21 protein-coding genes are annotated in these 21,313 nt (G+C 48.2%); 7 read left to right on the top strand and 14 right to left on the bottom strand.

Annotation, left to right across the window (positions count from 1 at the left end):
* Nucleotides 1–8: 8 nt before the first annotated feature.
* A complete protein-coding gene (gene mnmL / locus ACYQ2N_RS04300) occupies nucleotides 9–965 on the bottom strand; it encodes a tRNA modification radical SAM protein MnmL/YtqA (RefSeq protein ID WP_459997720.1) in 957 nt (318 codons plus the stop codon).
* Between the two features lie 186 nt (nucleotides 966–1,151).
* Between mnmL and cooS the strand changes: the two genes are divergently transcribed.
* Complete coding sequence (gene cooS, locus ACYQ2N_RS04305) at nucleotides 1,152–3,065, top strand: anaerobic carbon-monoxide dehydrogenase catalytic subunit (protein ID WP_459997721.1); 1,914 nt, start codon at nucleotides 1,152–1,154, stop codon at nucleotides 3,063–3,065.
* A 140-nt stretch (nucleotides 3,066–3,205) separates the two neighbouring features.
* Here cooS and ACYQ2N_RS04310 read toward each other — a convergent pair whose 3' ends face one another.
* The 5 genes from ACYQ2N_RS04310 to ACYQ2N_RS04330 form a co-directional block, all read right to left on the bottom strand.
* Nucleotides 3,206–3,838: a hypothetical protein gene (locus ACYQ2N_RS04310; protein ID WP_459997722.1), complete on the bottom strand. Its 633-nt coding sequence runs from the start codon at nucleotides 3,836–3,838 to the stop codon at nucleotides 3,206–3,208.
* Between the two features lie 25 nt (nucleotides 3,839–3,863).
* Nucleotides 3,864–4,274: a VOC family protein gene (locus ACYQ2N_RS04315; RefSeq protein WP_459997724.1), complete on the bottom strand. Its 411-nt coding sequence runs from the start codon at nucleotides 4,272–4,274 to the stop codon at nucleotides 3,864–3,866.
* Nucleotides 4,275–4,323: 49 nt separating this feature from the next.
* On the bottom strand, nucleotides 4,324–5,436 hold the full coding sequence (locus ACYQ2N_RS04320) for an alanine racemase (RefSeq protein WP_459997725.1): 1,113 nt from the start codon (nucleotides 5,434–5,436) through the stop codon (nucleotides 4,324–4,326).
* Nucleotides 5,415–5,993, bottom strand: a complete 579-nt coding sequence (locus ACYQ2N_RS04325) for a methylated-DNA--[protein]-cysteine S-methyltransferase (protein ID WP_459997727.1) — start codon at nucleotides 5,991–5,993, stop codon at nucleotides 5,415–5,417. Before ACYQ2N_RS04325 ends, ACYQ2N_RS04320 begins: the two co-directional genes overlap by 22 nt.
* 187 nt (nucleotides 5,994–6,180) lie before the next feature.
* Nucleotides 6,181–6,396 (bottom strand): tautomerase family protein, encoded by a 216-nt coding sequence (locus ACYQ2N_RS04330; protein WP_459997729.1) that lies wholly within the window; start codon nucleotides 6,394–6,396, stop codon nucleotides 6,181–6,183.
* Nucleotides 6,397–6,540: 144 nt separating this feature from the next.
* Here ACYQ2N_RS04330 and ACYQ2N_RS04335 point away from each other — a divergent pair, with 144 nt between their 5' ends.
* A complete protein-coding gene (locus tag ACYQ2N_RS04335; RefSeq protein ID WP_459997731.1) occupies nucleotides 6,541–6,771 on the top strand; it encodes a MoaD/ThiS family protein in 231 nt (76 codons plus the stop codon).
* Between the two features lie 116 nt (nucleotides 6,772–6,887).
* Here ACYQ2N_RS04335 and ACYQ2N_RS04340 read toward each other — a convergent pair whose 3' ends face one another.
* Complete coding sequence (locus ACYQ2N_RS04340; RefSeq protein ID WP_459997733.1) at nucleotides 6,888–7,565, bottom strand: LexA family transcriptional regulator; 678 nt, start codon at nucleotides 7,563–7,565, stop codon at nucleotides 6,888–6,890.
* A gap of 242 nt (nucleotides 7,566–7,807) precedes the next feature.
* Between ACYQ2N_RS04340 and ACYQ2N_RS04345 the strand changes: the two genes are divergently transcribed.
* The 4 genes from ACYQ2N_RS04345 (at nucleotide 7,808) to ACYQ2N_RS04360 (ending at nucleotide 11,061) form a co-directional block, all read left to right on the top strand.
* Nucleotides 7,808–8,599 (top strand): putative ABC transporter permease, encoded by a 792-nt coding sequence (locus ACYQ2N_RS04345; protein WP_459997734.1) that lies wholly within the window; start codon nucleotides 7,808–7,810, stop codon nucleotides 8,597–8,599.
* Complete coding sequence (locus tag ACYQ2N_RS04350; RefSeq protein ID WP_459997735.1) at nucleotides 8,596–9,072, top strand: HD domain-containing protein; 477 nt, start codon at nucleotides 8,596–8,598, stop codon at nucleotides 9,070–9,072. Before ACYQ2N_RS04345 ends, ACYQ2N_RS04350 begins: the two co-directional genes overlap by 4 nt.
* 353 nt (nucleotides 9,073–9,425) lie before the next feature.
* Nucleotides 9,426–9,899 (top strand): Lrp/AsnC family transcriptional regulator, encoded by a 474-nt coding sequence (locus tag ACYQ2N_RS04355; protein ID WP_459997736.1) that lies wholly within the window; start codon nucleotides 9,426–9,428, stop codon nucleotides 9,897–9,899.
* A 28-nt stretch (nucleotides 9,900–9,927) separates the two neighbouring features.
* Nucleotides 9,928–11,061, top strand: a complete 1,134-nt coding sequence (locus ACYQ2N_RS04360; RefSeq protein WP_459997737.1) for a radical SAM protein — start codon at nucleotides 9,928–9,930, stop codon at nucleotides 11,059–11,061.
* A 70-nt stretch (nucleotides 11,062–11,131) separates the two neighbouring features.
* Here the strand turns inward: ACYQ2N_RS04360 and ACYQ2N_RS04365 are convergent, their stop codons facing one another.
* The 7 genes from ACYQ2N_RS04365 to ACYQ2N_RS04395 all read right to left on the bottom strand — a co-directional run bounded on the left by ACYQ2N_RS04365 (nucleotide 11,132) and on the right by ACYQ2N_RS04395 (nucleotide 20,270).
* Nucleotides 11,132–11,920, bottom strand: coding sequence for a TorD/DmsD family molecular chaperone (locus ACYQ2N_RS04365; RefSeq protein WP_459997738.1), 789 nt, complete (start codon nucleotides 11,918–11,920; stop codon nucleotides 11,132–11,134).
* On the bottom strand, nucleotides 11,910–13,136 hold the full coding sequence (gene nrfD, locus ACYQ2N_RS04370; RefSeq protein WP_459997739.1) for an NrfD/PsrC family molybdoenzyme membrane anchor subunit: 1,227 nt from the start codon (nucleotides 13,134–13,136) through the stop codon (nucleotides 11,910–11,912). Before nrfD ends, ACYQ2N_RS04365 begins: the two co-directional genes overlap by 11 nt.
* Before the next feature lie 18 nt (nucleotides 13,137–13,154).
* A complete protein-coding gene (gene dsrO / locus ACYQ2N_RS04375; RefSeq protein ID WP_459997741.1) occupies nucleotides 13,155–13,775 on the bottom strand; it encodes a sulfate reduction electron transfer complex DsrMKJOP subunit DsrO in 621 nt (206 codons plus the stop codon).
* Complete coding sequence (locus ACYQ2N_RS04380) at nucleotides 13,772–16,141, bottom strand: molybdopterin-dependent oxidoreductase (protein ID WP_459997742.1); 2,370 nt, start codon at nucleotides 16,139–16,141, stop codon at nucleotides 13,772–13,774. The genes dsrO and ACYQ2N_RS04380 overlap by 4 nt, the downstream gene beginning before the upstream one ends.
* Before the next feature lie 213 nt (nucleotides 16,142–16,354).
* Nucleotides 16,355–17,584 (bottom strand): PucR family transcriptional regulator, encoded by a 1,230-nt coding sequence (locus ACYQ2N_RS04385; RefSeq protein ID WP_459997743.1) that lies wholly within the window; start codon nucleotides 17,582–17,584, stop codon nucleotides 16,355–16,357.
* A 58-nt stretch (nucleotides 17,585–17,642) separates the two neighbouring features.
* Nucleotides 17,643–18,209, bottom strand: coding sequence for a 4Fe-4S dicluster domain-containing protein (locus tag ACYQ2N_RS04390; protein WP_459997744.1), 567 nt, complete (start codon nucleotides 18,207–18,209; stop codon nucleotides 17,643–17,645).
* A gap of 12 nt (nucleotides 18,210–18,221) precedes the next feature.
* A complete protein-coding gene (locus tag ACYQ2N_RS04395; protein ID WP_459997745.1) occupies nucleotides 18,222–20,270 on the bottom strand; it encodes a molybdopterin-dependent oxidoreductase in 2,049 nt (682 codons plus the stop codon).
* A gap of 338 nt (nucleotides 20,271–20,608) precedes the next feature.
* Between ACYQ2N_RS04395 and ACYQ2N_RS04400 the strand changes: the two genes are divergently transcribed.
* Complete coding sequence (locus ACYQ2N_RS04400; protein ID WP_459997770.1) at nucleotides 20,609–21,292, top strand: dihydrodipicolinate synthase family protein; 684 nt, start codon at nucleotides 20,609–20,611, stop codon at nucleotides 21,290–21,292.
* Nucleotides 21,293–21,313 lie beyond the last annotated feature (21 nt).

A 21,313-nucleotide genomic window follows, 5' to 3' on the forward strand; every position in this document is an offset into this window, starting at 1 on the left:
CACGGTAATTATAACATCTTTACCCTGTTATTGCCCTGCCGGCTGTTTTTGCCCTGCCAGCTCTCTCTGCGCTCCAACTCTGCATCAATGGCATTAAGCACTTCCCACTTTTTGCGGCTCCAAAGCGGAGCTATTAGCTGGTCAGGAGGTCCATCCCCGGTCAGGCGGTGAATGATTATTTCCGGAGGCAGGATTTCCAGGATATCCGCTACCAGAGAAACATATTCATCCTTAGCCAACAGCGGAAACCTCTCCCTCTCATACATTAAGGCCAACGGAGTTCCGCTTAATACATGCAGGAGATGGATTTTAACCCCTTGAACCGGCAATTCTGCCAAGGCTTTCGCGGTCTCAAGCATATCGCCATGCGTTTCTCCGGGCAAGCCCAGAATAATATGGGCGCACACCTTGATCTCTCGCTCCCTCAGTTTCTTAAATCCCGCGAGGAACTCACGATAGGTATGCCCTCGCCGAATCCACTCCAAAGTGCGGTCGTGCATGCTCTGAAGACCTAGTTCAACCCAAAGGTAAGTGCGCCTGTTTAGTTCCTCCAGGAAAGAAAGCACATCAGGCGGGAGACAGTCCGGCCTGGTCGCAAGCGCCAGACCGATCACATTTTCTTCCCCTAAGGCCTGCTCATAAACCTCCCGCAGCCGTGCCACCGGAGCATACGTATTGCTATAGGCTTGAAAATAGGCTAAATATTTAGCCTGCGGCCATTTTTGGTGCATCCGTTCTTTGACTTGGGCAAACTGTTGTGCAATCGAGAGAGTATGTTCTCCGGCAAAATCCCCGGAGCCCCGCTCACTGCAATAGACACACCCTCCCAACCCCCTGGTGCCGTCGCGGTTGGGGCAGGTAAAACCGGCATCAAGGGAAACCTTGATAATCTTCTCACCAAACTTCTGGCGCAAATGATAATTAAAAGTATGATAGCGTTTATCTCCCCATCTATTCGTCACCATTGCTTGCCCCTTTGTAATGCAACCGAACGCAAATTCCTAGCTAAGAATAGCAAATAATTATAGTGTAAACAATGTCCCGCACGATAATACTTGAGAAAACTCCGCCTAGACATGCCAACGGTGCACATATAAACCCTAATTTTTGCAAAAACTTACCTTTGACTTTAATAAAGGGGTGAGTATGGATTGAACGAAACGATCTTAGAAAAAACTGAAGGCCGCGTGAGCTACCATGATTCTGTTGAGGAAATGCTTACACGGATCAGGGAAGACGGAATGTCCAATGTATTTGACCGGTATAAAGCCCAGGAACAGATCCGCTGTAAATTTTGTCTTCAGGGCTTAAGCTGCCAGTTGTGTTCCAATGGTCCGTGCCGCATTAACGAGAAAGGGGCACAGGACAGAGGAGTATGCGGAATCGGCCCGGACGCCATGGCCATGCGCAAATTGCTCCTCACCAATATCATGGGGGCCGGTACATATAGCCATCACGCCTATGAGGCTTTCCGCACCTTAAAAGCCACCGGCGAAGGAAAAACGCCATTTAAGATTACGGATGTCAATAAACTCAAATGGATGTGTGAAAAACTCGGGATCAACACCAACCAGGACATTAACCAAATGGCCATTCAATTGGCTGACCTCCTCAACGAGCAAATGAATATCGGGGTGGAGGAACCCAACCTGATGGTGGAAGCCTTTGCACCGAAGAAAAGGAAGGAAGTCTGGCGCAAGCTTCATATCTATCCGGCCGGAGTGGTGCACGAAGAGCAAAATTCTGTGGCCAGTTGCCTGACCAATGTGGATGGAGACCATGTGTCCTTAGCCGTCAAGGCCCTGCGCTTAGGTCTGGCTACGATCTATAACGCCCAGATCGGACTGGAAATGGTGCAGGACATCTTGTTTGGCACCCCCACTCCGCATGAAGTCAATGTCGACTTAGGAATAATGGACCCTGATTATGTCAATGTTGTTTTTAACGGCCACCAACCTTGGGCCGGGGTCGCAACCATGAACAAAGCCAAAACAGCGGCAGTCCAGGATAGAGCCAAAGCGGTTGGTGCTAAGGGCCTGCGCATCGTGGGCTCGATTGAAACAGGACAGGAACTCTTGCAACGTTTCCCCGTGGATGACGTCTTTGTCGGGCTGATGGGGAACTGGCTCGCACTTGAACCCCTGCTCGCTACCGGCACTGTAGATGTCTTGGCCATGGATGAAAACTGTTCCCCGCCGGCGATTGATATGTACGCCGAAAAGTACCAAGCCACCTTAGTCAGCATCAGTACCATCATCGGCATCCCCGGTCTCCAGCATAAAATTCCGTATCACCCGGCTGAAGTGGAAGCAATGGCTGATAAGCTCATCGAATTGGGGATTGAAAACTTTAAGAAACGGAAAGGAAAAATTACCCCAAAAGTTCCCCGGATTACGCAGAAAGCGATCGCCGGATTCTCGACGGAAGCCGTCTTACAGGCTCTGGGCAATAAACTTGATCCTCTAGTGGACGTCATTGTCGGCGGTAAAATTAAGGGTATCGTCGCCTTGGCCAACTGCTCCACTTTAAGGAATGGCCCTCAAGATTGGAACACCGTCAATCTGACCAAAGAATTAATCAAACGCGACATCCTGGTTGTCGCCGGGGGCTGTGGCAACCATGCCCTGGAAGTCGCAGGGCTGTGCAGCCTGGACGCTAATAACATGGCCGGGAAGGGATTGAAGGCCGTTTGCGGTCTCTTAAATATTCCGCCGGTCTTAAGCTTTGGTACGTGCACCGATACCGGAAGAATATCCATGCTGGTCACAGCTTTGGCCGACCATTTGGATGTGGACATCCCTCAACTGCCGATCGCAGTTACCGCTCCGGAATGGATGGAACAAAAAGCCACCATTGACGGAGTATTTGCCGTGGCCTACGGAGCATACACACATTTATCCCCCACTCCCTTTGTCACCGGCGCACCCCAACTGGTCAAATTACTAACCGAAGATGTGGAAGGATTGACCGGAGGGAAAATAGCCCTTGGGGATGATCCGGTCGAAGTAGCCAATGCAATCGAAGCGCATATTATTAGCAAACGCAAGGGGTTAGGATTACAATAGGTCAGACCAAGGCATTCAGGCCTTGGGAAAATAAAAAGACCTTCTCCGCGTGTTCACCACGCGCTCGAGGTCTTTTTTTAGCATTAATTGGCCTATTATTGAAAAGTTTGCTGGCAAATTTGCAAGCGTCCCCGTAAATCTCAGTTACCTGCATTTGCCCTTAGCATTGCACCTAGATAACGCACCGCTTTGTCATCGTCATAGTCTGAATCATTCTTGCTATCCGTAATTAAGGAACGGGCATTTACGACTAAGGCACACAGCCCTTTGTCACTGGTGTTCACCGTGATTCCGTTTCGCTCCAGAAGCACCAAAGCGGCCAAAACGGCAACTCCTCCGTTGTAGTCCGAAAATACCTCGTTCTTAATAATCAGCCAGAGCATGTGAGCGGCTTTATCATAGAGATCGGGAAAGCGCTCAACCCCAAACATGGGGTACTGCTGGTCAATAACGCGCTCAACCTTTTCCACCCAGCCATATGGACAGGCACAACCAACATCAAGCGGGCGTGTGAGGTGGTAAAAATATTCGATGTCCGCATTGCCCAAGAGCCATGGCTCCTCTTTAGGACCCTCGACCCCTAAGACTTGGACCTGTTCTTCTGCGTGGTCCTGGGGATGGTCAAATTTCACCTGGTCTTGAGCCTTATCTTCCCCTGCCTGCACCCAGGTAAAAAAATCCGGATATTTCTTTCTCATCTCCTTAGCCACCGCAGCCGTTTCCGCTTCCAGACCGAGCGGCCTTGGCACCTCACTTAAAAAACTGAAATCCACTGCAACCTTCCCCCCCTGCTCTATCTTAATCTCCACTGGAGACTGACGTTTGGAAAAGCTCAAGTTTCTCACCCGATGGCCCGCGGAAAAAGAAATTATACCTGCCTTCTCCGAGAGACATAGGCTCGGGAGTGATGAATTCAGCTCCCTGCTTCTTAAGCAGTTCTACCGCCGCAAAAATATCGGAAACCTTAAGGGCAACATGATTGACAACTCCATCCTCATAACGGCTGCCGTCAATCACTTCTACCAACTCAACCACAGTCGAGCCGAGCTGTAAAAAGACTAACTCCACATCCCCCGGCTTCATCCGATGCAAGAGAGTAAACCCTAGAACCTCCGTATAAAACCTGACCGCTTGCTCCAGATCATAAGCTTTAATACCGATGTGGTCCACATCCACAAACAGACTTTTCATATTCTCCACTTTTTCCATTTTCCTTCACTCCCTCAAAAAATATTATTTCTACTCTCTCCACTCTCCGTTACCTGTTCTTCCCCCTGGCCGCCACTCCCCAAATCTCGCGCTCAGCACCGTTCCATACTTCAACCTCATCAAAAAGATTTACCACGGTGCACGCATGATTGGGCACGATTTCTACCACATCCCCTACCTTTAAGGAAGATTCTCCCTCAGCCACCCCATGCTCTTCTGACAGGCGCACTATCCTAAGCTTGGGCTGGCCAATAATGATCCCGTGCCCCTCAACCCCGCTATGCCCGTGAGCCCCTTTATCCAGAGAAAGCGCTTTACTGCCCGCATCCAGAACCCAACGGTTGGGAGCAGGATGACTGATCACGGTGCTGTACACCCTTAGAGAACAATATTTAATAGAAGGAATAACTCCCAGTGCTAACTGCATGGCATCATAAAACACATAGTTCCCCGGCCTGATCTCTGTCACCCCGGGCACGAAAGCCGAGATGGCAACCGTCGGAGTAGCCCCCACGCTAACAACCTCAATATCTATACCCTCTTGACGCAGGTCACGGGCGATCTCAACCATGACTTCCCCTTCGGCAAGGGCTATTTTCTCCAGCTCAGTCCTGTCCGCCGCTCCGTAAGAGTGCCCGGCATGCGTAAAGATCCCGCGCAGGCGCAGATTCTCTAGCCGACTAATTTCTTTTGCCAAACGCACAACTTCCCTACCCGGCTCCACCCCGCAACGTTTAAGACCGGAATCCACTTCAATCAAAACATCAAGAGTGCCATTTTCGCGCATGCCATTATTATCGCGGATGCCATGCACACGAATCCCCTGAGCCAGAGCCTTTGCACCCTCAGGGCTGTCCACTCCCACTGCAAGTTTAATGCGGCGCGCCAAAGCAGAAAGCCGTTCAAACTTCTCTGATCCCATCACTTCATTGGCAATGAAAATGTCTTTTATTCCATGCTCAGCCATGACTTCCGCTTCCCCAAGTTTTGCCACCGTAATCCCGCAGGCTCCGACAGCCAGCTGCTTGTGCGCAAGCTGCGGCAGTTTATGGGACTTAATATGAGGCCTGAGCGCAACTCCTGCTTTCCTGGCCATGACCGCCATATCTTTTATGTTGGCTTCAAGCCGCTGTTCATCAATCACAATCCGCGGTGTGTCCAAACTAACCCTCCGTTCCTTTCCTCTATGCTTAACAATTCCCGCTTTAAGTCCAGCCCTCCCCCATACCCGGTTAAACTTCCGTTTTTCCCTATTACCCGGTGGCAGGGCACTACGACCGCGATCGGGTTTTGGTGGTTAGCCATACCTACTGCCCTCTGCCCTTGGGAAATGCCCACGCGCGCGGCGACCTCGGCATAACTTAAAGTTTTGCCATAAGGTATATTAAGCAGTTCCTGCCACACTTTTAACTGAAAAAGAGTACCCTCCTGATGCAGAGGGACGCTAAACTCGCGTCTTTTCCCCTCTAAGTAGTCCTGTATTTGCCGTAAAATCTCGGCCATCGGCTCACGCTTCCGTGTCAGGGTGGAACCAGGCAGCCAGCGCTTGGCCCACCACTTAAAGGCCCGTTCTTCCTGCTCCCCTTGACCCAGGCTTAGCCAACATAAACCCAGTGACGTGACCGCAGCCGTGATGTCATAAGCATCTCGACCGATCTGAACCTGCTCTGTCCAATAATAGACCTCTTCCGCGGGAAAGTCCCCACGCTGCGCTTTCATCCCTCCAACTTCTCCTCTCGTACCATTGAAACTTAAATTAGATTATTCCTCTCCGAAAGCTATAGTTGTAGCTTACCCCTTTTTAAGTTTTCAAGCAAGGATTTACCTTGGAATGCCTAGAGGCCGTATCAGTTGAACGAATGAACTGACACAGCCCCCCTGCTAGGTAAATATTATTTGAATCAACCTAGTCTCGGCTTTCCTGTACTTGCGGCCAGTACGGGCTTTCGGTTAAGAGTTCCCCGCCCACTCCCATATTACTAAACTCATGCTCATCTAACACAACATTGAAAGCGGCCATCGGAATCCCGAGAGCTTGAGAAGCAGCCTGTGTCATCCCGTGCACTAAACTACGCTTCTGATCAACTGACAACACCGGCCCGTCAAAATGAATGGTTGGCATAATTTGCACCTCCAACAGAAATTTAACGGTTTATTTAACCTTCCCCTAAAATTCCCGGTTAAGGCTTAATTCATGTACGTTGAGAAATTTCACTAGACTCGATATGCAATATTCTGTATAGTCATAGTAGGATGGTGAGCAACGATGCGTATTGTAATTCGTTTATACGGTCCGCTGGCTAAATACGGCCAGCAGGCAGACCTGCACGAACTAAATATTTCCGCAAACCTCTCTCTTAACGGTTTAATCGAATTTCTTAATATCCCCTCTTCTGCTATTGCCTTCATGGTAGTCAACGGGGTCAAAACAAACATAAACTACCTGCTGCAGGAAAACGATACCGTAAAAGTCTTTCCCTGGGTGGCAGGAGGGTAACGGTCAGACAATTCAATTATTCCCCTTACCCTCTGTCTTAATAAGAGAAAAGTATTCGCTGTTAGGTTTTGGCAAAAGGCCTTCAGCCTTGATTAAGGTCCACCGCCTGATAAGATTTACCTCAGTCTTTCCGTCAAAAAAGCTGTGAGCATCTGGAGCTCATCAAAACTCAGTTCTTCAAGGTATTGGACAAATAACCCGACCAATTCAGTCATTTGAGGCCCCATCTCATCTCCCACCGTATGAATGACAATTCCAATGACCGTACCGACAAACATCGTTAACTCAATTTCCGGTCGAATCGAAACTTTCAATAGATGTCTGATCATCTCTTTTCGTGCCTGACCGATAGAATCGAGGTACACGAGAAAGAGTGCCAGAATATACAGACAAAACTCGACCCGCGTCTCAACCCGGGACAGAATCTGGATGATTCTTCCCACCGTATCTTTCAGATCCGCTGACCTTAGCCCATGAACAAACTTAGCTACTTTCTCTTTGTGCACACGGAGTTCGTCCTGATTATTAACCCGCTTCCTTGTTTGGGCGAATAATTCTTGAGCTCTCCTCGTAGGAGTGAAAACAATGACAGAACGTCCTGGTTCTTTCGAATTCACTTCATAACCGCGCTTAAGAAGACCATTTTTCTCAAGCTCCTTGAACATATCATAAGCTGTCCATTTGCTTACCCCAATAATTTCGGCTAAGGTAACGTAATGCACGGGCAGTCCGGTTTTTTTATAAAGCGCAATAATTTGGCTTAAAAATTCTTTGCGGCGTTCCGTTAATTTCATAAAGATTTGTTCTCCTTAACCAAGATATAGCAATCGCCCAATTTGCCCTTGGGTGCTCATTGACAGACTTATGAGATGTGTTATCATTATTACGAACTTATTCTTTGGTCTTTTGGGATCATTTTAGTTTATTTTTTACCCCAGTGCAAGGAACCCATGAGCAAAGGCAGGGCGCATATATTCCAAGATAATGCCTGCTTTATTTTTGGGTCTTTTGGGGAAACGAAGGAGTAAGATGAAGCATGAACGTCGAAACTCTCCCGTATTTGTCTACTACAATTCTCTTTTTCGCGCTCTATTCTTTTCTGGGCTGGGTATTGGAATTCATTTATCGCTCCCTGACTCAAAAAGAAGTGGTCAATCCGGGATTTCTGAGCGGCCCTTTCTTACCGATTTACGGCACATTTGCCTTGTTGGTCCTTCTCTGCCGTTCCATTCTAGCTGAGCTTCCGCTCGTCTGGCAATTTCTAATCCTCACCATGCTCAGCACCGGTATTGAGTACGGTGCCGGTTATCTCCTGGAATCTGTTTTCCACTTGCAGCTTTGGAGTTACCGGCATACGCCCCTAAACTACAAGGGACGCATTGCCCTTCCCTATGCCCTCTTATGGGGGATGCTTGGGCTCTTCTTTCTCCACTACATTCATCCATACTTTGAGACTTTGACTGCTGGAATACCTCCTACGCCAAGGATATTATGCACTCTTCTTTTTTTAATTTACTTTTTTTGGGACATCTCAAAATCGAGTCTCTTATTGCTCCGGCTGGAACGTTTTCTCCAAGAATACAGAGAGAAAGAGCTCAATAAAAGCGATCTCTTGGCTGCCCTGCGTCCGTTTCGCCGCCTGTTGGCCACTTATCCGAAGATGCGCCATACCCTCAGTGAAGCCATGGCTCAGATCCGGCACAAGCAGGAATACGTCGCTCTTTTTCTAAGCAGGCAGCGTCAAAAGCTTTACCACCGGTTGCACACCGACCAGGAGCCAAGAGCCCAAAGAGCAAACCAGGAACAGCATGAAGGTGAAAACAAATGAAATTTTCCAGCCTTGTTAAGGATATCTTAGGCCATCCGGAGTTTAGACAACTGGACAACTTCCCTCACCACCGTCCCTTTAGCATCCTTGATCATTCCATCCATGTGGCATACCTAACCTTCCGCTGGTCCACACGCCTGAAGCGTACACTTCACATCGACGTTCGTTCAGCCACTCGGGCAGCCTTGCTTCACGATTTCTACCTGTATGACTGGCATGTGCCGAGGCCGGACGGCACACGGTGGCACGGTTTTCGGCATCCGGCGCTTGCCTGTCAGAATGCCAAACGCTGCTTTGCTCTTGATGAGAAAGAACAGAACATTATCTTAAGCCACATGTGGCCGTTAACTCACCGCTGGCCCGGCAGCCGGGAGGCTTGGTTGGTCACATTGGCTGACAAAACGGTTACTATGTACGAGTTCCGGATGAAGTTAAGCGATCTGCTGGCTCGTAAGCGGCCCCAACCGAAATAAAAAAACGAATTCCAGCTTATTTGCGCTCTGTTTTTTGGTCTTTTTGGTCTATTGTGCAAAGCCCGTCGGCCTTGGTTATTCCACATTCAGCGCTTTTTCGGTGGGATGGCAAGGATTATGTCATGACCGAATTGTGATTGAAGGGGCAGGGGAACTGGCCGAGGGAGTGGAAGTGGGAAATTAGTTTTATCGATTTTTATTCGCAATTAAGTTGACAACCAAGCATATTATTTCGTATAATTGCCATATACCAAAATAATATTTTCATTAACCTGGTTTAGTTCCACAGCCGCCAAAAGTATAGGTGCGCGGAATGTTCCAAAATTTTCATTGTCATAAAGGAGTCTATCATTATGTCTTTGGCCTTTGATAGTTGTGATAAAGAAATAATCGATATTCTTCAAAGTGATTCATCAATATCCAATATAGAATTATCAAAGAAGATCGGATTGTCGCCCTCTGCTTGCCTCAGTCGGACAAAGCGTCTTAAAGAACTGGGTGTAATAAAACAATTTGCTACTATCATCGATGAAAAAAAAGTTGGGTTGGAAATCGTTGCGTTTACTTTTGTCAATTTATCTCCACATAATAGAAATACGGCAAACGCCTTTCTATTAAAAGTTAAGGAAACGCCTGAAATTTTAGAGTGTTATAACATTACAGGCAGCTGGGATTATTTATTAAAGATAGTATCCCATGATATTGCTTCTTATCGTAATTTTGTTATGGATTCGCTCTTGCAATTTCCAGGAGTAAACAAGATCGATACAAACATCGTTTTGGGTACTGATAAGCAAAGCTTCCGTTTACCTATTGACCAGGTATAAAATTTATCAGCCAGAGGAGGATTTAGAGATGGAAAATTATATTTTGTTAAAAGCAGCTCTGCTTACGGAAGGAATCCGTTCTGACATCGAAAGTTTGACAGCGGTAGGCATAAACTATAAAGAGCAAAATCATGGGTTGTTTGGTTGGGATTTTGAAAATCATGTTGACCTCAAATTCCCTGATGATTTCTGTCTTCCGGATGGAACAGTTGTACAGTTCCGTTTTAATTCGAAATCACAATATCATGTGAAGACGTATGATGATAAATTAAAACTATATCTTAACGATCATGAAATTTGTGAGATCAAATGGATAGAACGGCCTGATTTTTATAACAAGAAAACAACTCAAAATAATGATATGGTTAAGATTGGTCAGATTGGTGGAAGGGACTGCTTGTTTTTCTGTTATCAAAATTACTGCTCCCATTTTAGCAATAACAAGCAATGTTCGTTTTGCAATCTTGTTACAACATCAAAAGTATACGACTCTGTAATTAAGAAAAAGGATATTACTGATATTGGTGAAGTAGCTAAAGCGGCCTGGTCAGAGGGAAATGTTAATCACATATTGCTTACTGGGGGATGTTTTAGTCACGAAAAGGAAGTTGCTTTGGTTTCTGAAATAATAGAATCTATAAAAAAACATACAGGATTTGAAAGAGTTCCCGGAGTAATACTTCCCTCTCCTGCCAAAGGGGATGATATTGAACGTTATTTCGAAACTGGGATCAATGCCATTGGATATAGTATGGAGATATGGGACGAAAAGTTGTATAAAGCAATATGTCCAGGAAAATCAGAAAGCACCTCGCATGCAGAATTTGTTAAATCCATCCAAACAGCAGTTAAAATTTTTGGAGAAGGAAATGTATTTGTTGCTCTGGTAATGGGTTTGGAACCAAAAGAAACATTTTTACAAGGAATTAAGACTTTATCTGCCATGGGTGCCAATATTGTCCCCTTTGTATGGTCGCCTAATCCCGGTTCAAAATTGGAGGGTCACAGAGCACCATCTGCAGAGTGGTATTTTGATGTGATTTCAGAGGCTGCGGAAATTGTATATGATAATAAAGTTCCTTCGGGTATAGAAAACCACTGCTATCAGTGTGATGGAAATTCATTATTGCATGACGCTTTAAGATTAAAAGGCATTGTATAAATTTTACCATATATTAAGGCAGCACCAAAGCCAACACCTCTTCTGGTGTTGGCTTCTGCTGTTTAACCGTTCAAACGGCCAAAGAACCGGCTGCTTTTTTTAATTGGTTGATCCGTTCAGCCTCAATCTTAATATAGGCAGCCGTTATTTGAGCTAATCCTTGATAGTAACTCAAGGTTGTCTCCCGCTGTACATCTTGACAAAATTCAGGCAACCATGCCGCCATATGATCTTGTAGGAATGACTCCTGGATATCCTGCCAATCCGCTGCTCTACGCGCGTCCTTGGCGAGGTATTGCTCCGCCTCCTGAGCGACGAGATAACCCATGAACTCTAATTCTGTGCAATGATAGTCCGGCAGCTGCTTGGTGCCAAGGTCTAAGCCTGCCTGTCGGTAAATTTCCCGCACCTGCAGCGTGGTTTCCCCCATCAAATTGCCAAAACTTCCATCTTCCCGTCGTTCCCGGTAAGCTGACTCATAGGGAGGACAAGGGAACCCACCGGGCCCGATGAATAACCGGGCATATTCCACCCGCCAATCCGTCAAGCCCTTCTCCCTCTCCTCATCCGCGTCCGGGACGCCAACTTCTACCTGTGGGCGTTCACTTGACTCACTTAGCTCCTGGTCGAGAAAACCGGACATGAGCCGAATTCCTTCCTGGAGTTCTGGCAAACGCGGATTCATCCTGTTAAGGCTACGCTGTAATTGGGTCCAGGCACCTCCGTCACCGCAGAAATCAACCAACAATTCTTGGCCTGGTTCATCCCACATTCTGGATAAAGCAGAATACGTAGCCCTCCGGTTAAGAGCCATTTCTTTTAAACCGGCCAAGACCGTATCTGTCAGTTTAGGTGGCACTGACCGCACCTCCCTGCTTAGGCAAAGTTTCTGCAGTCTGCACCGGCGTCAAGAAAAAATAGGTTCCCACAGTGAAGAGGAGCGCGCCGAAAGCACAAACGCCCACCACAATAGCTAATTCCACCCAGGTCGGGGCATAGCTTCCTACAGTGGCCCAGATACCAGGTGTCACCGCTTGGCCAAAAGTCTGCGGCATTTGATAGGCTCCCAGCGTCACCCCAGGAGCCAATCCGATCAAGGGCAACAGCAAAGAGGAAAATAGCAGCCAAATGCGTTTAAACAAAACGCCTACGACCACGAGAGCTGAAGCCAGTATCGTTAGGCTGTTCTTCATTCTATTCTTGGGGAAAACCAGAATCAAGAAGGGAACAACTGCCCCCAGAATGATTTCACCCCAGAAGAAGGGTGCCAGGCTGCCGGAGAGCATCAGCGTCAAATACCCCATTAACTGTTCCTCACCAGGATATAGCGCCGTCAATATCTCCGAGAACACAAAGTAAACGTCCACCGCAATGAATACCGCCAACAACCCGCCCAGGGTGGAGATCAGTTTCTTTTCCACCTTAAATGAGGTGAACGTATTCAGTCCGATCAGCACAAGCAGCAGGAGAGCCAAGCCGGAATCCAGGGCAGAAGCAACAAAGAGAGGGGCCATCAAGGCACTGTGCCAAGTCGGTCTCGCGATCTGCAGGCCAAAGATCCAGGCAGTAACCGAGTGGACCAAAATAGCGACAGGCAAAGCGATTGCAGATAACACCTTGACGTTCCTTTGGTTGGGCTCCGCCCGAGTCATGTTGTAAAGATAAACCAGAGAAGTTACCAAGTAAAGGGTAATCACGACCACGTCCCAAGTGAGCGGTGAATCGAATTGGGGATGGAAAAGCAGGTTCAAGACCCGATCAGGACGCCCGATATCCACAAAGATCAACAGGGTCGCCACAATAATACAGGTAATTGAAAGTAACACTGCAGGTTTAGCCACTGGTTTGAATTGTTTGATGTTAAATACTGTCGCTGAAGAAGAGACAATCAACCCCCCGGCTGAAAGTCCCACAAAAAACATAAAAAACGTGATATAAAGACCCCAGGAAACCATGTTGCGCATCCCGGTGGCAATCAAACCGTTGGTCAGCTGATAAACCCATGCTCCCAAACCAACCAGGGACAAAATCGTCAGGATTATCGTCCAGGGATTCACATATCTTTTGTTAAACACGGCAAATCTGCCTCCTTTCTAGCGCAAAAAATATACCTGTGGCTTAGTTCCTTTATCTTCCAATAGTTGCTCGCCTTTTCTGGAGCGAACGAGCTGCGCAACCTCGCTGCTCGGATCGTTCAGATCGCCGAAATGTCTGGCGCGCGCCGGACAAACCTCCACGCAAAAAGGCTGTTCCCCTTTATTCACCCGTTGTTCGCAGAAGGAACACTTTTCCACAATCCCACGTTTGCGTTTCGGAGTATCCGCTGACCCATAGTCAAAATCAGGGATGCGTACGGGTTCTTGCCAGTTAAAGACCCGGACATTGTAAGGGCAAGCCGCCATACAGTAACGGCAGCCAATACAGCGTTCATAGTCAATCAATACCCTGCCATCTTCAGACTTATAGGTCGCAGCCACCGGGCACACTTTGACGCAGGGTGCATTCTCACAGTGCTGGCAGGCCAGAGGAAGATATCCCCTTTGGACATTAGGATATTCCCCCTTGGGAGTATCCATGTATTTTCCGCCTTCGGTAAGAATCCGGTTCCAATACATGCCCATCGGCACATCATTTTCCAGTTTGCAGGCAATTTCACAGGTGTGGCACCCGATGCATCTTTTTAAATCGATGACCATCCCATACTTCTTGGTCAATGCAATTCACCTCCCGTATATTTCCGAAAGTCCACTCGTACATCAAATAACGAATAATTAAAGATCCCTTCCTTATACTGCGCATGCGTCAACTCCTGATGATGTCCGGCCACGTAGCGCCACCAGCCCTGTTGGATATGGACTATTCCCGGACGAATTGATTCATTGTAACGGCATTTTAGGACGACATGGCCCCTGTCGTTGTATACCTCCACCATCTCCCCATCCGCAATCCCCTTGGCTCGGGCATCTTTGGGATTGAGGTCGGCAACGGGCTCCGGATTTAGTTCTCTCAACCAGGGTTGATTTTCGTATTGCGAGTGGATCCGGAATTTCTCATGTCTGGTCAAGAGGACAAAGGGATATTTCCCGGCCAACTTGCTATCCGGTCCGGCCTCGAGCGGCCACTTAAACACGGGGAGTTCTTCTGCGGTCGCGGCCATTTTCTCCAGATAAAATTCGAGTTTGCCGCTCTCCGTTTTGAATTTCCCGTCCTGCCAGGGAATATAGGGATTCGGCAGAAAACGCACCGCCTGTTCCTGGCGGATTTTATCAAAAGTAATCCCTTGCTGCTTAAGAATGGGCATGTCAAACCATTCTTTGCTCGCCTGCAGCCCTTCCGGGAAATACTGGCCCAATCCCATTTTCCCGGCTATACCCTGATAGATTTCCCAGTCCGGCTTGGCCTCCAGCAAAGGCTCGACCGCCTGGCGCCGGTAGAAGACATAAGGCATATCTCCGGCGAGCACAGGTTCTTCAGTTTCGTAATAATGGGCGGCCGGCAGGATGATATCGGCGAAGTCCATCGTATTATTCATAAACTGATCGACGGCCACCACGAATTCCAGCTTGGGCCACACTTCTTTCAACCACTTGTTGCGGTCCGCGGTCTGTACCAGGAGATTTGAACAGGTAATATAAACGGCTTTAATGGGGTGGGGATCCTGTTTGATAACCGTTTCCTGCAGTCGGATCAGCGGCAGAACAGTTGAAAAGGTTCCCGCCGGGAACAACCAGCCAGCATTATAGATCATGGGATCAAAACCATAAAAAGCAATTCCAATGATATTGCCAGATTTACCAATGTTACCGGTTAAAGCTAACAACGTTATCATGGCCTGACCTAATAGATTTGCATGGTGATAGCGGTCTGCCCCAAAGCCGTACTTGATCCCGCCCGGTTTGTTGGCGGCCAGCAGATGCGCCACTTCCACAACCATGCTGGCCGGAACTTCAGTTAATTCAGCCACTTTCTCCGGGGTATACTCTTTAACCTTGTCCCACAACAGAGAGTAGGCGGTCGTACAGGCCACCCCGTTGACTGGATGTGTTCCTTCCAGTTCGGGGACAATGCCTGAAGAATCATGAGGTTTTGCACTTTGCGAATTCGTATCCCAAACCAGAGGTTTTTTCTCCGCCCTGGCAAACTGTTTGTCATCGCTCCGGACCAGAAAGGGTGCACACGTGTGGTGCAGTACAAAATCTTTGTCCACCATCCCTTGCGCCATGATCTCCCGCATCAGGCCCAAGGCCAAAGCGGTGTCACTCGCTGGACGCAGGTTGACCCAGATATCCGCCTTTTGCGCAGTGGCCGTATAAATGGGATCGATCACGACTAACCGCGCTCCCTTTTCTTTGGCTTCCTGGATAAAGTGCCACTCATTAAGTTGGGTTTCAGCGCAGGCACTACCCCATAGAATAATGGTCTTAGCATTGACCCAGTCTGAAGGCTCATTGGAAAAGGCGTCAAACATTCCCGTTCCAATGGCTGGAGCAAATCCGGCGGGTATAGAATTGTCAACACTGGCTGTCGCATGAACCGCTTCCAAGACGCCGGAAAAACGATACTGTCCCCCGTATCCACCGTTTAACACGCCGTAGTTCCCGGATTGCCCCACAATGGCAATCGATTGCTTGCCGTATTTTCCCTGAAGCTGCGTGAATTTCTCTGCTATTGTATTGAATGCTTCTTCCCAACTGATCTTCTCCCACTTGCCTTCGCCCCGTTCACCCGCTCTTTTCATGGGATATTTAATTCGTTCCGGATGATGAACGCGCTGGAGATGCGTCAGCCCCCGCAGGCAGATGCGGTCATAGGTTCGCTCCGGCATCGGGGCCGGGGCTGATTTCACCACCTTGCCATCACGAACCGTAACCAGATGGTTACAGGTCTGCCAGCAATTTGGCGAGCACACACTCCTGATGAGCTCTTCTTTGGCCCCCGTTTGGGCCTGGGCAGGTTGCAGCCATTTCAGGCCATAGGTCGAAGCTCCTAACAGACCGACCGTTGTTCCTACCGCCGCTGTCCCTTTCAGAAAATTGCGGCGCGAAATGCTGAAACCTTTGCTTTCCTTTTCAGATTGCATCGTCTGACCTCCCTCATTTCAAATCACAAACCCTTTATACAACCAAGTTCCTTGTGAGTATTTTCACCTCCAAGCGTATTACGATTTCTCTGGGTTAATGATCTTGTTAATCAATTCGTCGCCATCAAGATTTGGCCTTTGTAGAACCGTCTAAAATAAAAACCCGGTACTTTGTCGTTTATGACAATAAGTACCGGGTTTAAGTACCGACTTTCAGCTCCAACCTTTTTGGCTAAAAATCCGCAACGCTGTGAATAAGTTGAGCTGTCCATCCAAATTGTTTAAATCGATGCCCAAGAGTTCCTCTACTTTTTTTAATCGGTAACGCAGGGTATTAACATGGACGTAAAGCTTCTCCGCAGTCGTGTTGAGATCGGTATTGCATTGGAAATAAATTTTTAAGGTTTCCAGTAATTGACCCACATTCTTCCGGTCATAATCCAAAATCGGGTCCAGCAGACCGTAACAAAAAGCCTTCAGCTCTAATTCTCCCTTTTTATAGATTAAACTAAGAACCCCTAATTCATCAAAATAAGTCATCTCATCGGACTTGTTAAAGAATCTCCCCAGTTCCAGGGCCGTCTTAGCCTCCTGGTAGCTGCGGAACAGTTCGTCAGCTGCAGGGTACAAGTGGCCAACGCCAACGGAAAAAGAAGTTTTCAGTCTGTTATAGACATTCTGCTTCGCTTGGTGGAACAAGGAATTAAGCTCTCGTTTCAGCTCTGGAAAAGTTAATTGCCTGGCCCAAGGCAGAAAAACGATCAGATAAATTCCGCGTCTGGTAACCACAGGGTTGTCGCCGTGCATTCTAATAGAGGAGTGTAACAAGGATTTCAGCTGCTCAAGGTTTTTTTCCGCTTCTGGGGATTCCTCGTCATCAATCCCGACCACGGCCAGAGCATGGGGATGAGAGAAGTCCAGGCCCAAAGTTTTACCCCGCTGGATCAAAACATCCCTGTTTTCAAAATTGTTATATAATAAATCATGGATAAATTCATCTTTATATTTTAAGTGAATGCGTTGGATTTCTCTTTCCTGCTTCAGGGCCACCAAGACTGCCAGTGCGCCTTGTTCCAGCATCAAGGCCATGGCCGGTGACCAATCGTTCTCCGTGAGGAGAAGAACGATAAACCCCTCCAACTCTGAACGCACCAGAGGAAACGAAGCGTAGGGAACTGTTTTTCCGTCCGGTGTTACCAGCATTCCCCGTTCCGTTTTGGACTCCCAGCGCTTTGATTCGCGCTGCGTGACGGATAGGGGTAAAAAGTCGTCCCAGTGAATATTTTCCCCTCGTTTGGTCTGATAAACGACGATCCTAAAAAATTGATCGGTAATAATCACCGGATTGCCCAAGAAATCTACCATGATTTTCGCTAAAGAAGGCATACCCCCTCCACAGGCTATGGCCTCCATTAGCTGCGTCTGGAGCGTACTTGCGGCCATGATTCACACCTCAACTTTGTATGTGTCAACAAACAGCGGCATCTTGAACTGTATGATACTACAATTCTTTTTGGTTCAACCACTGCTTACGGACTACAGGAGGGTTAAACCGAACCGATGGACGCGTTATTTTGATATCAGGCAAGGTGGGGACAGACTTTAACAGCCCGGTCTCATCGATCCGGTCCAAAAAAATCGCTTTGAGGGCACCGTTGGTGCAGGCTTCTTCACAGACCGGTCTCAGTCCTGCGTCGAGACGGCTCACGCACAGATCACACTTATCCACCTTGCCCGTGTCCGCGTCATATTGCGGAGCGCCATAAGGACAAGCCTTCACGCAGGAACAACACCCATCGCAGAGTCCGGCATCATGAACCACGATTCCGTCCCGCCGCTTCCTGTAGGTGCGATTAGGGCAAACCCGAAAACACTCTGGGCTTTCGCAGTGGTTACAAGCCAAGGAAAGATAAAATAAACCGATTCCATTTTCAGTCTGCCACTCCACTTCTGCGACCCGGCGAAAACGCTGAGTTTCCCCCAGCCCAAAGTAATTCTTGCAGGCCACTTCGCACGCCCGGCAGCCCAAGCATCGGCTCACATCCACCAGAAACCCAACTTGTCGCATCTCAGGCCTCCTTTAAGCAGGACACAGGTTGACAAAGGTATCATGAATGACGATTGCCGGGCGTCCGCTCCCTTTGCTCCCCATATCCGTGGGGCTGCCGTTGACCAAATCGTTCAACTCATGCTCCGCACTGCCTTGCCAACCTTGGAAACATAGCAGCGCATCTTCACTAATCGTTGCGCTAAGCTTCACCGGGAGCACAATTTCGCCCTGCTGGTTATAAACCCTGACTCGGGCGCCATTGCTTAAGCCCAACCTTTTAGCCGTAAGCGGATTAATCCGGAGACAGGGCTCCCCCGTTCCCCAAGTAAGCCAGGGCAAATTCAAAAACTGCGAGTTGTTGCCTGACTGACTGTGAGGTGTAATTAACCGGAAAGGATAGGCCGCCGGAGCAGAGGCCGGTTTGGAATAGACCGGCAATAATGGTAAGCCGTCGCGCGCAGCTGCCAGAGAAGAAATTTCAAATTTCTCCGAGGGAGTTTTAAACTCCATCTCCTCCCAAGCCACCTGGGGCCATTTCAGTTTGCGGGGGCCTTGCAATAATTCTCTGTAATCCTCAATCTCCAAGCGGGAGTATACCTCCTGGTTGAACTCCCCGGCCACCCACTCCTCTTCCTTGCCGGCCGTGGGAAAACTACATATCCCGGGCGACAATTCGTTTAGTTTGCGGGACAATTCCCACGCGATCTGCAGGTCCGATTTGCTCTCGCCCAAAGGCGAGATGGCCGGTTCATTAATCCCGATCCAATGATGCCAATAGCTTGGCAGCACATCCCATTCTTCGAACTGGGTGGTCGTCGGCAAAAAAATATCAGCATAGCGCGAACTCCGGTTTAAAAACTGATCCACTTGCACGATTAATTCCAGATCTTCCAACGCACCTCTAAGACTTCCGGTGTGAGCGTCTTGAAATAGGTCTCTCTGCGCCAACCAGAGCATCTTTACCGGCGGATCCGTTGTTTTTTTCAACTCCGCGCCCAAAAGATTGATATTGATTTTTCTATGCACAACGGGATGTCTGGAAATCACATGGTCTCTGGTGTAAAAAGAAAACAGTTCCCAAAGCGTCATGGAAGGATTATACAAACCCGCACCGGGTCTACCCAAATTACCGGTGAGTGCCGCCAGGGTAAGGATGGCCCTCACATTCTGCCCGCCGTTCGTGTGCCGTTGCAAGCCCATGCCGGTCCAGATGGCGGCCGGGGAGTTCAGCGCGTACAACTCGGCCACTTCTTTAATAGCCTCTACGGGCAAAGCGGTCTCTTGCTCAACCCAATCATAACTGATACTGGTCAAATAAGCAAAAAATGCTTCATAGCCCTCGACATGGTGCGCCAAAAATTCGTGATCGTGCCAAGCATTCTCTACAATATATTTGGCCATTCCCAAAGCCAGGGCCCCATCACTTCCCGCCTTGGGCCGGAGATAAAGATCAGCTTGCGCCGCGGTGGCTGTAAAAACAGGATCGATGACCACCACCTGAGCTCCCCACATTCTGGCTCTGTCGATGAAATGCATTTGGTGCACTGCGGTCCAAGCCGGATTGACGCCCCACAGAACAATCACCTTGCTGTTGACCATGTCCTCGGGATCGAGCTTTGCTATTGACCCCATACTGTAGAGATAAGCATCCACGCCGGCAGACCAGCAGGAATTGCCCTCAGTCACCGTAACCGAACCGAGCCCATCAAACAGAGCATTGGCGGCATCATGCAACAGTCCCATGTTTCCGCCCTGTTTACAGAAACCAACCGGCCTAAAACTATGGTAACGTCCCTTTAATTCCAGAATTTTCCTGGATATGATCTCCAGAGCCTCCTCCCAGGTGATCGGGCACCAGTTCCCCGAACCTCTGGGAAACTGTCGTAAGGGATGAAGAATCCGCTCTGGACTGTAAACCCTTTCCACGTAAGCATAACCCTTGGCACAGAGATTTCCCCGCGTGAATCCATGGGCGGGGTCGCCACTGACCCGCACCAGTTTTCCGTTTTCCACGTAACTTAAGATACTACAGGTACTAAAACAATTGCGCGGGCAAAGATTGCGGAACACTTTTGGCACGGGAAACACCTCCAAGTCCATAGATCCAATATACGGTACGGTCGGGCCGGTAAAAGAAGCCTCAATTGCGGCAAGGTAACGTGCTCTCGCCGATTCCTATGTGTTCACCTCTTTTTCTCCTAGTAATACTATAATGCGAATAACAGCCGTGTACAACATGCTGTGAATACAAAACATCAAAAAGTCTAAGTTATGTTTACCAGGCTCGTACTACTTTGCGCAGATCCTTGATGGACAATCATAGTTATCAATACATAAGAATGGTTCGTTTGGGGATTTACCGTTTTTGTTCCCAAAAATTGTTTACAGAAACGATTGACAACATATTGTAACTGGCTATTCTTACCAATGGAACCTTCAGCGAGGGAGCTACTTTGACAGAAAAGGAACATATAAGTTTTGTAGCCAAAGTTATAGAAACTGCCGCAGGTAGGGTACCTGTTTTCGCCGGTGCCACAACATTGAACACTCGGGATACGCTACATCGAGGGAAGCTCTTTATGGGGTTGGGAGCCTCAGGGTTATTCTTAGGCAGACCGATTTGGTGTGAATGCGATGAAGATACGATTGTGGGATTCTACAGCGATATTGCGATGGCTCTTCCTGATGCACCTTTTATCATTTACGATAACCCTGAGGCGTTTAAGGGAAAACTTTCGCCACGAGTTTACGCCAGACTTGCCAATATACCCAATGTTATAGCCTCTAAGTACATCGGTATAAGTGGTCAGTATCTGAGTGATGTAGAAGCATGCGGAGATAGTATTCGACTCCTTCCTCTTGATTCAGACTGGGATCATGCCAGAAAATGGGTTGGGGGAAAAGCTGCTGCCTGTTGGACCGGCAGCGGGAATTGCGGGATGGCCGTTCTCCGAGCCTTAAAAATGGCTATCGCATCAGGTGATGATTCATATGCTCTCGAAATCACGCAAGACATCAAATGTACCTATAAAACGCTTTTCCCTGAGGGAAGTTTCAGTCTCTTTTCACGATGGTCTGTTCCCGCTAAACTGGACACGTAAAAAGGTATTTTTTCTTTAGAT

It is taken from the genome of Paradesulfitobacterium aromaticivorans (assembly GCF_054657415.1).

Coding starts and splice junctions, on each gene's coding strand:
- ACYQ2N_RS04360 (WP_459997737.1), top strand. CDS start 9,928: ATGGAAAATTATATTTTGTTAAAAGCAGCTCTGCTTACGGAAGGAATC.
- ACYQ2N_RS04325 (WP_459997727.1), bottom strand. CDS start 5,993: ATGAAAGCGCAGCGTGGGGACTTTCCCGCGGAAGAGGTCTATTATTGG.
- ACYQ2N_RS04315 (WP_459997724.1), bottom strand. CDS start 4,274: ATGGAAAAAGTGGAGAATATGAAAAGTCTGTTTGTGGATGTGGACCAC.
- ACYQ2N_RS04385 (WP_459997743.1), bottom strand. CDS start 17,584: ATGGCCGCAAGTACGCTCCAGACGCAGCTAATGGAGGCCATAGCCTGT.
- ACYQ2N_RS04345 (WP_459997734.1), top strand. CDS start 7,808: ATGAACGTCGAAACTCTCCCGTATTTGTCTACTACAATTCTCTTTTTC.
- ACYQ2N_RS04390 (WP_459997744.1), bottom strand. CDS start 18,209: ATGCGACAAGTTGGGTTTCTGGTGGATGTGAGCCGATGCTTGGGCTGC.
- ACYQ2N_RS04335 (WP_459997731.1), top strand. CDS start 6,541: ATGCGTATTGTAATTCGTTTATACGGTCCGCTGGCTAAATACGGCCAG.
- ACYQ2N_RS04355 (WP_459997736.1), top strand. CDS start 9,426: ATGTCTTTGGCCTTTGATAGTTGTGATAAAGAAATAATCGATATTCTT.
- ACYQ2N_RS04350 (WP_459997735.1), top strand. CDS start 8,596: ATGAAATTTTCCAGCCTTGTTAAGGATATCTTAGGCCATCCGGAGTTT.
- ACYQ2N_RS04380 (WP_459997742.1), bottom strand. CDS start 16,141: ATGCAATCTGAAAAGGAAAGCAAAGGTTTCAGCATTTCGCGCCGCAAT.
- ACYQ2N_RS04330 (WP_459997729.1), bottom strand. CDS start 6,396: ATGCCAACCATTCATTTTGACGGGCCGGTGTTGTCAGTTGATCAGAAG.
- mnmL (WP_459997720.1), bottom strand. CDS start 965: ATGGTGACGAATAGATGGGGAGATAAACGCTATCATACTTTTAATTAT.
- ACYQ2N_RS04340 (WP_459997733.1), bottom strand. CDS start 7,565: ATGAAATTAACGGAACGCCGCAAAGAATTTTTAAGCCAAATTATTGCG.